Source organism: Vibrio sp. 1580, from assembly GCF_033340055.1.
This window is the reverse complement of sequence record NZ_JAWOVT010000003.1, coordinates 190149-203577: the sequence shown is the minus strand read 5'-3', so window position 1 is coordinate 203577 and position 13429 is coordinate 190149. Positions and strand designations below refer to the sequence as shown.

The 13429-nt window shown below is 47.4% G+C and carries 8 protein-coding genes; 1 reads left to right on the top strand and 7 read right to left on the bottom strand.

The window, feature by feature from the left end:
- Positions 1 to 25 precede the first annotated feature (25 nt).
- Positions 26 to 2776, bottom strand: coding sequence for a M16 family metallopeptidase (locus R7093_RS06235; RefSeq protein ID WP_318146562.1), 2751 nt, complete (start codon positions 2774 to 2776; stop codon positions 26 to 28).
- Positions 2777 to 3140: 364 nt separating this feature from the next.
- Between R7093_RS06235 and R7093_RS06230 the strand changes: the two genes are divergently transcribed.
- Entirely contained in the window at positions 3141 to 5027 is a 1887-nt protein-coding gene (locus R7093_RS06230; protein ID WP_318146561.1) for a methyl-accepting chemotaxis protein, read from the top strand.
- Positions 5028 to 5144: 117 nt separating this feature from the next.
- On the opposite strand, the gene fecE is transcribed toward R7093_RS06230, so the two are convergent.
- The 6 genes from fecE to R7093_RS06200 form a co-directional block, all read right to left on the bottom strand.
- On the bottom strand, positions 5145 to 5909 hold the full coding sequence (fecE, locus tag R7093_RS06225; RefSeq protein WP_318146560.1) for a Fe(3+) dicitrate ABC transporter ATP-binding protein FecE: 765 nt from the start codon (positions 5907 to 5909) through the stop codon (positions 5145 to 5147).
- 2 nt (positions 5910 to 5911) lie between these two features.
- On the bottom strand, positions 5912 to 6883 hold the full coding sequence (locus tag R7093_RS06220; RefSeq protein ID WP_005383459.1) for a FecCD family ABC transporter permease: 972 nt from the start codon (positions 6881 to 6883) through the stop codon (positions 5912 to 5914).
- On the bottom strand, positions 6880 to 7839 hold the full coding sequence (locus R7093_RS06215; RefSeq protein WP_411913248.1) for a FecCD family ABC transporter permease: 960 nt from the start codon (positions 7837 to 7839) through the stop codon (positions 6880 to 6882). The genes R7093_RS06220 and R7093_RS06215 overlap by 4 nt, the downstream gene beginning before the upstream one ends.
- Positions 7840 to 7913: 74 nt before the next feature.
- A complete protein-coding gene (locus tag R7093_RS06210) occupies positions 7914 to 8837 on the bottom strand; it encodes a Fe(3+) dicitrate ABC transporter substrate-binding protein FecB (RefSeq protein WP_318146558.1) in 924 nt (307 codons plus the stop codon).
- A gap of 101 nt (positions 8838 to 8938) precedes the next feature.
- Positions 8939 to 11074 (bottom strand): TonB-dependent siderophore receptor, encoded by a 2136-nt coding sequence (locus R7093_RS06205; protein WP_318146557.1) that lies wholly within the window; start codon positions 11072 to 11074, stop codon positions 8939 to 8941.
- Positions 11075 to 11194: 120 nt separating this feature from the next.
- Positions 11195 to 13231, bottom strand: coding sequence for a TonB-dependent receptor (locus tag R7093_RS06200; protein ID WP_258645300.1), 2037 nt, complete (start codon positions 13229 to 13231; stop codon positions 11195 to 11197).
- Between the last annotated feature and the right edge of the window lie 198 nt (positions 13232 to 13429).

Below are 13429 nucleotides of genomic sequence, written 5' to 3'. Positions count from 1 at the left end.
ACGATTTTCGTCAGAAACTACGTGATTATTCGGCCGGATTTAAAACCATCACCGAGCGTTTTGCCTGTGGACCAAAAGCTGATTTTGCATGCGCTTTCACTTCATCTAACGTCACACTTTTAGCCACTTTCTCAACGTCAAGTAACACATCGACGCCGTAATCATGCACCAAATAACGAGTATATGCCCATGATCTCTGTGCTGGGTTGTCATCCAATCCTTGCATCGCGACTGCCAGTTGTTTCGCGGCCGTATCCACTTCTTTTTGGGTAATATTTGACGCTAAACCATCAAACACTTTGCCTAGTTTACTCTCTAAAAGTGCCACGTCTTCGGGCTCAACTTGAGACTCCAAGAGCCAATCAGAGATGGGTTCGCGATCTTGTGTCATGGTGTAAATGCTCGGGCTGTAATCAAGGCTAGACTCTTCTCGCACAATATCCAAAACACGTGCATTACTAATACGTTGCAAAATATCTTCGATAACCGTGTCTCTTGCCGTACGTTGGTAATCGCTCGTATTAGTCAAACGCATTACATACAACGATGAAGGTTCATGCCCATCCGCAACCACAGTTCGCTCCGGCACTTCCGGGTTAAACGCAACGTGATAATCAATCGAACGACTCGGTTTCATTTCGATAGAGGCCACATATTTACGCAAAAGTGGTGTAATTTCTTCCGGCTCTACGTTTGCAACAATAACCATCTTAAAACCATCATTGGTTTTGAAAAGTTGCTCATGCACCGCTAGTATCTGCTCGGAAGTCACTTGTTCAACATCATCACTGGACACTATACGATGACGACTCCCCGGCAAATAAGAATTGCCGTTTGCTTTTTGAATCAGTTTGCCCATCGGTGATTCAAAAAAAGCGCCGCTCTGCTGTTTAAACTCTTGCTTCGCTGCCGCCATCTGGCGCTCGTCGACTTTAATCTCCGTCGCTAGGTTGTATAGTCCATTCAAAGCATCAGTTAGGTGCGTATTTGGCGCCGTAATTTGCGCTCCGTGACTGGTCGCATCAAGCATCGCGCCAAGCGCAATGTTGTTTTTGCGTAAGTAGCTATCTAGCTCTGAACCAGAAAATGCCCCTAACCCACTGCGTATTGCCGTTGTTGCTGCGATTTCATAAGCGGCATACAACGTCGGATCAACAGCGGCTTTACCACCTTGGCTCGCATAGTAAATATACGCTCGACCACCCGCTTTAGTATCTTTTTGGAACCACACTTCGACACCGTTTGATAGCGTATAGACTTGAAAACCACCCGCTTCCTGACGCATGCTCGTGATGCTGCCTTCCTGGGTAGGCTTTAAGAATCCATCCACTTTGTCATACATCTCTAACGGTTTTTCGCCAGTTTGAAGATAGGCACTGTTTAGAGCGGCAAATACACCGTTGAACTGCTCTGACGTTTCGCTTTTCCCCAAACCAATAAAAAAGCTTGGCTGCTGAGATAACAAGGCATTCAATTGTGTGTTAATGCTCTCTAAATTCTCGTTGTTGATGAATTCTGCCAAACTCTGGGCATAATTCTCTTTTGATTGGCTGACACTGTCTTGTCCAATTTGAAAAACACGTGCTTCTGCGTAACTGTTTGGCTTACGCTGACTCCAATCTGAATCAATATTTGCAAGTTCACCTTGCCAATTTGACATAACGCTATCTAACTCGGATTGAGTCGCACCATAATCTCTCAACGACGCCAAGGTACGAATGAAAGTCTGGTGCATTTGTTCGCGGCGATCTGGTGCAAACGAAATCCCTGCCGACATCATACGCTGATAGTTAGAGTAATAGGGCTCTGCATAAGCGTATTGAAAAGGTTCAGCGGCATCACTGAGTACACGGATCAAACGCTGTTGAATGAGTTGTGTTGCGACTTCATCACGCCACACTTCATGTTGTTGCTCAATCGTCGTGCCGCCACTTAGACCACGCTCAATCACTAAATGAAGACTTGGTGATTCCATCGTGTTACTTGGCAAAATTCTGTTTTCGTTGTTCACTCGAATATCACGGCGCTTCTCTATCAACGTATCCGAGGTACTTTCCCAGTTCGAGAACTTGCTTTTGATAATCTTGGACAGTGAATCTACGTCGATATTACCAGTCACAATCAACTCGGCATTTTGTGGCTGGTACCACTTGTCGTAAAACACCTTTAACTTACTCGAGGAAGCATTTTGAATCGCTTCGCGAGTACCTATTGGGTCATGCTCACCATACATAGTGCCTTCAATCGAGGCTTGGTAAGCATGCATAGAAAAGGACTTATCATCCGGATTAGCACGTCGCCATTCCCCGAGAATCACCCCTTTTTCTTTCTCTACTTGCTCAGGAGCAAACTCAAGTCCGTTACCGATATCTCTCATCCACTTCAGGGCATCTTCTAGCTTCGTATTATTCGCTAGGTCAAGTTGGTAAGACGTTTGCTGATAACTGGTAAAAGCGTTGATATCAGCGCCAAAGCTACCACCAGATTGCTCGAAAAGTTTGACAACGTCGTTACCGGTAAAATGCTCACTACCATTAAACGCCATATGCTCAACAAAGTGAGCGTAACCCTTTTGAGAAGATGTTTCTTGGAATGAGCCGATATTCATCACCAAACGGACCGAGACTTCTTGGTCTTCTGTTGGATAAAGATGGTATTTCATACCGTTCGATAACTGGTCCACGTGCCAGTTGGCGTCAGGTTGAATCGGCGTCGACTGTTGTATCAGAGCACACCCTGACACTAATAACGCGGGGACTAACAATATACTGCGCATAACGATTGCCCATAACAATGATTAAGCTAATCAATATATATCCGGTGCTATAACCTTCACATTTTTAATGGATTATCAGACGCGCAAACGTGATAAAGATCACCTTTTATTGAAATCAATTCTCATTTACAAAAATCGACAAATCCTTACTTTACAAATACATAAATAATATCGTTCCAAATCCTTTTGCTTATTTGATGTAAAACTCAAATTCGCGACATGGAGTCAGTATTTATTTTGAGCAATAAAATATAATTATTGAACAGATTCGAATCTAACTTTCTGCTGCATATTCAACAGCGCAGAGAGCACTGATGAGAATAAAAACACAACAACTATTATTCAAAGATCTATTATTCGCTTTATGTTCAAAAATCTATCATTAAAAAACAAACTGGCAATCTCTGCCAGTGCCGCCATCATTCTAGGGGGAGTGCTGGTAGAGGGGCTGTCTTTTCGAGATTCATTAAATAGGCTCGATGTCGAAGTCGCACAGCGACTAGAAAGCACTAGCGCATCTTACAATCAATACGTAAAGGACTGGCTACTCTCTAAAGAGCGCGCACTAACTTCACTCTCTTCTGATTCAGAGAAACGTTCTCTGGTTACGCATTTGAAACAAGTCCGAGACTCTGGCGCGTTCGATAACGTTTTCCTCGCTTACCCGGACGGGTCACAAGACAACGCTAATGGGGTGGTTTTGCCACCAGGTAATAACGATCCTCGCAAGTGGGGCTGGTACACCAACGCCATTGCCAATCCATCGAAAGTCTTTATGGATAACCCGACCGTTGCTGCTGCAACTGGTGCGAATGTGGTGTCGCTCGGTAAAGCCCTGCAATTGCATGGTCAAACCGTCGTTCTGGGTGCTGACGTAGAGATCGGTGATATCCTGAACAGCCTCAACCAAGTGATCCTACCGGGTGAAGGTTATATGTTTATTGCCAATGAACAGGGCAATATTTTCACTCATAACAACGGTAAACTGCTGAATCAACCGGTTAGCAAGCTAGGCCTCAACAACAACGACATTACGTCTGCCGCACGTTCAGGTACAGAGCGTCGCGTCTCTATTAACGGCACCGAATATGTGATTTACGCGCGCCACATAGAGGGTACCAAGCTCACAACAGTGACGGTGTTAGATCAAAACTCGTTGGTTGCCCCACTCTACGATGCTGTTTGGGATCAGATCATCGCAACCACCATCGTCGTCGTTATCTGTGTAGCTTTGTTTAATCTGCTATGTAGCATCTTGTTCCGTCCGCTCTACAACGTTTCGAATGCGCTCGCACAAATCGCCAACGGTAGCGGCGACCTAACTCAACGCATCAAAGTAGAAAACCGTGACGAAGTTGGTGAGCTGGCTGAAAACTTCAACCAGTTCGTTGAAAGTTTGCAGCAACTTATTGGTCACATTCGTCACCAAGCGGAAGAACTGAGCCAACAATCGGAGCTGAGCACGAATCGCGCGAATCAATCGGTTTCCGATCTGAACCATCAGCAACAAGAAATCACTATGGTGGCGACCGCTGTGACTGAAATGGCATCGGCAACGCAAGAGATTGCAGCACATGCAGAGCAGACGGCTAAAGCCGCTCAAGACTCTTCAGCAAGCACACAAAACGGTCATGAGTTGGTGATCAACTCCAAATCGTCCATCAATAATTTGTCTTCTGAAGTCAACCAAGCGAGCGTTGTCATCGGTGAGCTCAACCAGCACGCGCAAGACATCTCAACCGTGCTATCAACGATTCGAGACATCGCAGAGCAAACCAACTTACTGGCTCTGAATGCGGCGATTGAAGCGGCGCGTGCAGGTGAACAAGGTCGCGGTTTTGCCGTTGTTGCAGACGAGGTTCGCGTGCTATCACAACGCACACACACCTCAACCGAAGAGATTCGCTCGACGATCGAGACCTTGCAGCAAACCACACAACGCGCAGTGGCCATCATGGATACAAGCTCTCAGCTCGCGCAAGGTTCGGTGGAAGATGCTGATCGCGCAGCACTGGCTCTGGATGAAATCAACGCGGCCGTTGCGCTGATCAGCGATATGGCAACGCAAATCGCGACCGCCGCCGAAGAGCAAACGCACGTAACCAATGAAATCACGCAAAACGTCACGTCCATTAAAGATGTGACCGATCACTTGGTAGTTGGTGCCGAAGAATCGATGAATCAATCTGCTGAGCTGAAATCGCAAGCTGAGGTTCTCAACTCGAAAGTAGCAACATTTAAACTGGCTTAAACGCCACATTAAGGACGCTCTTAAAAACAACAAACCCCGCTAGCGACTTTGTTACTAGCGGGGTTTGTTTTTATGGATCGACGTTTTTATTGCAGATAGCTTTCGAAAGACGTAAACCTACACCGCCACACACATCGGCGTGCCTGAGATTGGGTCGTTAAATACTCTCGCTTGTAAATCAAACACCGATGCCAACATACCTTCTGTCAGTACCTCTTGCGGTGTTCCCTGCGTGACTAACTGACCTTTTTCCAACACCACCAAATGATCGCAGTAACGGCACGCTTGGTTTAGATCGTGCAGCACTACGACCACTGTTTTGCCTTTGTCGTTCATCTGCCTCATGAGTTTCATCAGCTCAACTTGGTGAGAGAGATCCAAGTAAGTGGTTGGCTCATCAAGCATCACTACGTCGGTATCTTGCGCCATTACCATCGCAATCCACGCCCTTTGCCTTTGACCGCCAGACAGCGATTCAACTGGCTTGTCAGCAAACTCAATCACGCCAGTATCTTGCATTGCTTGCTCGACTAAGGTCTTGTCTTGTTGACTTAACCGGCCCCAATGAGAGAGATAAGGCGAGCGGCCATATTCGACCAGTTTTCTGACGGTAATACCTTCAGGACTGACAAGAATCTGCGGCAGCAAAGACAACGAACGCGCCAAGCGTTTATCACCGTAGCTGCTTAGTGGTTTGTCGTCATACAACACTTGGCCAGAAGCGGGTTTATAGATGCGTACCAAGGTTTTTAATAGTGTCGATTTACCGCAACCATTTGGACCAACTAGTGCGGTAATTTTACCTTGAGGAATCGACAAAGAGAGATCTGGAATGATGGTCTGTTTGCCGTACGCGACGGATAAGTTCTGCGTTCGTAACATGCTTACCAACCTCTATAACGATACAAAAGAAAAATGAAATATGGTGCGCCAATAACAGATGTCAGCACTCCCGCTGGTAGCTCAATTGGTGGCTGTAAGCCTCTCGCTAAACCATCGGCGCAAATCACCAACAAAGCGCCAAGGGTTGCAGCGGCTGGAATCAACAACTTGTGGTTGTGGCCAAACAGCAAACGCGCAAGATGCGGCGCAAGCAGGCCAACAAAGCTGATCGTGCCTGCCACAGACACACTGATACTCGCCAATAGCACGGCAGCAATCAACGCAAGAATTTGGATCTGTCTTGGTTTCGTGCCAAGTGTAGTGGCGCTTTCTTCTCCCAGTCCCATAACATCTAGCCGCCAAGCCAGCCAAAACGCCAATGGTAGTAGCAGCAATAAAGCACTCCAAATAAACGGCACTTGTTGCCAGTTTCGTCCCCACAAACTGCCGGTTAGCCATACCATCGCCGTGTTGATTTCGATAGGGTGCACAATCAGAAGAAAATCGATACCGCTGGCTAAAAATGCACTGACAGCAACACCAATCAGCGCCAAACGTGCTGGTGTTGGTTTCGACCAGTAAGCCAGCACAGCAATAAAGCCAGCAGCAAGCAAGCCTCCCGCCATGGCGACCATCGGCAACATTGCCACTGGCGCATTCGGATACAGCACCAAACAAGCGGTAGCCGCCAGTCCTGCTCCGGCGCTTATCCCCATTAAATCTGGTGAGGCAAGTGGATTACGGATGACGCCTTGAACTAAAACGCCTGACAGACCCAACCCTGCGCCCACGCCAATGGCGAGCAACATTCTCGGTAATCGATATTGGTGAATCACAAAGTCCGAGTCAGAGAAAGAAAACAGCAATGCAAAAACCTGTTGAGCCGACATGTTCGCCGCACCAACAAACAGCGTGAGAGAAGACGCAATCAGCAACAATCCAACTAATGCAAACAGTTTGGTTTGATTCATCATGATGATTTCCTCATTGCAATCGCGATAAAGCAAGGTGTGCCCAACAGCGCGGTAATCACGCCCACTGGCGTTTCAGCCGGAAAAGCAATCGCTCGTGATAAAGCATCTGACCACGTCACCAATGCCGCGCCACACAAGGCGGAAACCGGAATGAGAATGTGATAGCTGTGACCAACAATCGGGCGTACCAAGTGCGGCACTAACAACCCGACAAAGCCAATTGGTCCAGCAATCGCTACGCTAGTTCCTGCCAACAGCACAACCGATAATCCACTGATAAATCGCGTAAGGCGAATGTTACCACCTAGCCCAACAGCAACTTCGTCCCCCAACGCGAGTAAATTTAAGTTTCGCGCTAAGCCCATGGCGAGCACCAAACCTAAAGTCGCAAAAGGCCACAGTTGCTGCCACTGCTCAGAATCTACCGCGGAGAGTGAACCCGTTAACCAATGCAACACGCTGTAAGCCATGTCATCCGCCAAAATTACCGACGCACGAGTTAACCCTATCAGCAGTGCACTGATGGCAATGCCCGCTAGCACTAAACGCAATGGGTGAGAACGCGCGGAGAAAAAACCGCCCAACAACATGACCGCACCACCACTTAGTAGCGCGCCGAGTACTGCGTTGATGATTGGGTTCAATTGACTAAAGAATGGTACGCCGATGGACGCCAAGGCCATAAAACACGCCGCACCTGCATTAATGCCGAGAATGGATGGCGACGCCAAAGGGTTACGAGTCAATCCTTGCATCAGCACTCCGGATACCGCAAGCGAAGCGCCAATTAATAACCCAGCATAGGTACGAGGCGCACGCAGCGTCGCGAGGATTTGATGCAGCATATTGCCCTCATCAAACGCAAACCAATAGCTTGTCAGATCATTAACGCTCAAAGAAAAGTTGGACCAGCCAATCATTGAGGCTGCATAGCCTGAGAGCGTACACAACGCCATAGCACAGACAAACAAGCTCGCTTTCCAATGCGATTTGCTAACCGAAGACGCGCTTTCCGAGCTTATCGCCGAACTCATGAGCGCTCCAATAACGCTTCAAGATTGCGGGCAATTTCTTCCGCAGCCAACATGCCGCGATTTAACGACCACAGTTCAGGAGATACCTCAACAAGTTGCTGTTTTTTCGCAGCGGTTAGCAGCTTAAATAATGGTTTTTTGCGCCACTCATCCACAATATTTGGTTGAGAGTAAAGTCCAACTAACAACCAATCAGGGTTGGTTTTTAGTAAAAGTTCGAAACTGGTTGGGATATACGCTTTTTGCTCAGATGGAGCCAGCGGGCTTTGGATGCCCAGCGTACTCAAAACGCCCCCAGCGTAAGAAACCGGGCTATGCAGCCACATCCCTTTGTCAGAAACCACACCAAACTGAATGGTTTCTTGTGTTGCAAAATGCTGTTTGAACTCCGCCATTGTCTGTTTGTGCTGCTCAATTCGTTGTGTCATTTTCGCTTGTTTGCCAATTGCCACGCCGATTTTGTGTGCGGATTCGAGATTTTCTTGATATGTCTCACCACGGCTTTTTAACAGCAAAGTTGGCGCAATTCGCTGCAAATCTTGATAAATCGCGCGATGACGTTCTGCATCAGCAATGATCAAATCCGGCTTGAGCACCGCAATAGCCTCTAAACTCGGTTGTGAGCGCATGCCGACCGATCGCCAAGGTTCAATCTTGGCGCGAACAGCAGGGATAACTCGTGTGGCATCGTTGTCATCGGCGACGCCTACAGGTGAGACATCGACTGCCGCTAATGCATCGACAAACGAATATTCTAAAACCACAATACGTTGAGGTATCGCTTCTAGCTCAAAAGTGCCTTGCTCATCTTGCACGCTGCGCACCTGAGAAAATGCGCTAAATGACATCAAAGCTGAGCTCAGTAGCATCAGCAAAACGGTTGAAAAGTGTTTGATCGTAAATTGTTTTTTATTTTTCATCTTGCTTTTTTCCAGTGTTAAGAGTTTTCCAGTACCTAAGATCGGCAAAGTCGCCAAGGTAAATTGGCGACTTTTCTTTTCAAACTCGGTGAACGAAACGCTTAAAACTGATAGTTCAGATCCAGTGTGTAAGAGCGTCCCGGAGCTGGGTACCGACCAACTGGGCTTGTATCAATCCCGCGGAAGTAATACTCCTCGTCAAACAAGTTGTTCACCGCAACATTCATGCGTAACTTGCCTTTGTCGTCTTTGTATAAATCCGTCCCCAAGTTGAAGTTCCACACCATGTAAGATGGTACTTTACCCGTTGCGCCTGTTGCATCTTCGGCACTGGTGTTGGCGTTATCGGTATACGAATCACTGAAGTAGAAGCCCGATAGCGTGGTGTCCATGCCGTAAAATGCGTAGGTTGCATCCCAACCAAGCTGATGCTTAGAGGTGTAAGGCAGTTGATTACCTTTATTCTCACCTTCTTCTTCAAGCGTAGCGTCTAGATAGTTATAGCTTGCGCCCAAGCTCAGAGCAGGTAGAACTTCAGGCACGTAACGAGCAGAAAGCTCTAAACCTTGGTGAAGGGTTCTACCTATATTTTCAGACGTATTTGTCGCACTCCGCCATTGCAACTGATCCTTAAAGTCAATGCGATACAAAGCTGCATTGAAGCTTGTTGAATCTTGAACATACCGAATGCCCAATTCGTAGTTCCAAGCCAACTCACTGCTTTCCTCACCGACCCCTCGAACATTAACAAGCTGAGGAACGCGAAGAGATTTCTGGGCATTGGCATAGCTCAGCCATTGTTCATTCCAGTTATATGCGATCGTCACACCAGGCAATAATTCAGTCACCTTATTTCCAGATTCTTGCCCGCTGCCCAAATCTTTATAGGACATATCAACAAATTCATAACGAAGTCCGGGCGTGACTTTTAACGCACCATTAAACAACCCGACTTCGTTGCTCACATAGCCTGCGTACGCATCGGTATCAAGGTGCCAATTTCGCGGTACATTTGTGGCTCCGCCTGACACTGGTATTTGTGTCACTTTATATTGAATGTCTTCATTAATGTAACGAGTCCCTATAATCCAGTTTTGCGTAATGGCACCTCCATCAACAAAAACAGCAAGCTTTGGTTCGATACCATAAACACGGAACTCTCGTGGTGAAGTACTTACTTTCGTAGAAGGCAAAGCCGGATCAGCCCAATGGCCACCCGCGCTGTTAAAGCCCCACTTGAAAAGACGCTCTGACTTATGGCCAAACGTTAGCACTTCTAGCTCAGCACTGTCGGCAAATGGCAAATCGTGGATGTACTTAACACTCCAGCGCGTCGACTTACCTTCATAATCATCGTAAGGACGTTTCGATTGGTGACGATCTTGCTCGTAATCTTGTGGCGAAAGTGCGCCCGGCATTTGCGTTTCAGCATCGTAACGTTGCAGGAATGCTTGAATCTCTTGAGTGTCACTCAATAGCCACTGTGCTTTAGCTTGAAAGTTCTTCACGTCCGTATCGGAATGTTCACGGAAGCTTTCGCCTTTTAGGAAGTTACCCTCCAACTGCAGCGCGAATGTGTCGCTTAACCAGCCGCCCGTGCGCAGGTAAAAATCATTCAGTGGCGCATCACCGCCATCAAACACGGTAAGGCGGTTACTGATTTCAGTTTGCCACGTGTGTGGAATCGGTTTGGTCACTAAGTTGATCACACCACCGACGTTGTTTGGGCCGTACTGTACTGCGGCACCACCGCGTACAATGTCAATACGATCAAGCATCGACAGTGTTGCTGGGAAGATAGACTGACCAGTGTGACCATATGGCGCAAGTGTTAGCGGTACACCATCCATCAAAAACTGAGCATGACCACTACGGCTTGCTTTCAAACCACGTACGGAAATGTTAGGCAATACGCCCGTTCCGCTTTCATCCTGAACTTTAATACCCGGCACGCGCTGCAGCGCGTTATCAATCGAACCTGCGGCGGTTTTCTCAATTTGATCACGGGTAATGACGGTACGAGCACCAGGGTACTCTTTGACGTCTTCAATTTCAGAGTTACCAATCACACTACCAGTGACAACGACAGTTTCCATCGCGGTAGTTTGTTCTTTTTTAGCAGGAGCGGCAACCGCGCTCATGGATGTGGCAGAAGCGATTGCAATCGCAAGCACACTGTAAGTGGTAGACAAACCAGCACGTACACGCACTTTACCATCCAAATTCTGGTAAGACATTAAGATCTCCTTTGCGAGAAATTGAGCCTCGGGCAGAATACATCCCGTAGGCTCTCGGGGCTAAACATCCTCAATATGAGGAAAAAATCGGCTAACAGGCGCTAACTACGCACAAAAAGCCTAGAACTGATATCCGTAGCTGAGCATGAACTCGGCTGGTGCGCCGTAGCCAATCTGGTTTAAGCCAGACGTGCCGTTTGTTGCGCCAAGAATGTATTTCTCATCCAAAATGTTGTAAGCGTTCGCTTGGATTTTGTGACGACCAGTGGTGTACGCCGCCATCAAATCCACCGTTGTGTAATCGCCAAGTGCGACGGCTTCGTCGTTACCTGCGTAACGGTCGCCCACGTACTTCACACCACCGCCTAAACGCCAGTTGTCATCCAATTGGTAAGTGCTCCAAAGAGAGAACAAGTGGTCTGATACATCGTTAGGCTTTTTGCCTGTGGCTTTGTCTTCCGCATCTAAGTAGCTGTAACCCACAGAGATGTCCCACTGTTTGGTGATTTGGCCGCGAGCCTCTAATTCAATGCCTTGGTGACGCACTTCAATTTTATCGATCACATCGCCGTCCACGTTAGTTTGTGGTTGCTCTTGATCAATCTGGAACAGTGCCGCATTCAACATTAATGCGTTATCCAAAAGGTACGCTTTCGCACCCACCTCTTTTAAGTCGGTGTGGAAGAATTCCGCCAATTTTGGATTGATGTAGATACCAGCGTACGGTAACTGCCAAGAGCGCGCTAAACTGGCGTATACGGATGTGTCGGAATTGATGCGGTATACCAAACCAGCACGGTAGCTGACTTTGTCATCATCCAATTTTTCCTTATCTGAGCCCGCTTTTTGTTGTTCTAGCTCCATCGAGTCGTAACGCACGTTACCGATCAAAGAAAGGTCACCCCACGTATAGACGTCTTGCACATACAAACCTGTCGTGGTGGTGGTATTGTCACGAAATGGCTTAAAGCCCGGATCAGGCGTTGGACCAACGACTGGGTCGTAGATATTTTGCGGAGGAAGCGTTTTGTCACTTGCCAACGTTAGGTCGATATCGATCTGGTTGAAATCTGCACCCACCATCAATTGATTGTCCCTGGTTTCCCAAACCAACTCAGATTGTAAAGTGGTCGTAGTACGTGGATCGTAACCAAAGTTGTTAACGGTTTGAGACACTTCATTACCCGTCACTTTGCCCTGACGCGTGCCTTTTTGCTCAAGTTCGATATGGTTGAACGCCGCTCGGTTGTTCCATACCCATTGATCGTTCAGACGCCATTCGTAATCCACCGCAATACGGAGACTGTCTGACTCCTGATAGTCGTTTGTGCCGCCAAAGTAAGTGCTTACTGGCAAATCAACTGGCTTGCCATTTTTTGATGGCACACCACGATACGGCACTAGTTCTTGATGGGCGTATTCCACGTCAATATCAATGGTGTGACCATCCGCTGGTAACACACGAATGGTCGGTGCAATGAAGAAATCGTTTGAATCAACATGATCAACGTACGAGTCGGCTTGACGGTATTCCAAGTTAATACGCCCGTTGACCTTATCTGAAAACGCCATTGAGCTGTCGACCTGACCAACATACTGGTTGTTGCTGCCTACACTACCGTTTACGTGAGTAAAATTCTCACCGTTAGCGCGTTTCGTCACCAAGTTGATGATGCCCCCAGCCGAACCACGGCCATACAAAGCACCCGCAGGGCCTTTCACAATTTCAACGCGTTCAACGTTCGCTAAGCTGCGGTAAGACTGCAACGTACCGTCATCTCGCAAGCCATCACGGTACATATCGTTGAGTGAATCAAAACCACGGATCATGAACTGATCGCGGCTGCCTTCGCCCAAGGTGTTATTGACCCCGGCTACCCCATCTAGCGCATCCACTAAACGCACCGCGCCTCGGTCTTGCATTTCTGTTTTCGTTACTACGGATACCGCTTGTGGCACATCAAGCCATTCCACATCGGTTTTGGTGCCTGATTGAGGCATGTGTTCAGCATAACCTTCGTACTGATGACCGAAGACTTGAATCGTTTCAGTTGCTGATGGGGTTGAGTTCGTCTCTTCTGAAGCCACTGCGCTTGGTGCTACTAATGAAGAACCAATCGCGACCGCCAAGGGGGTCAGGGTCAATAATTTATTCATTCCATAATTCCGTTTAGTTGTTATAAAGCCAACGGATGGAAATAAAAACAAATATTATTTCTATTTGCAATATTAATTTTATGCTCTATATTTATTTACCCTAAAAACACAACTAACAACAAAAAAAACCAAATATCATAACAATAAACACTAAAACTTCTGCCCTCCGTCTCGAGAGAGGCACATTGGAAGACGACC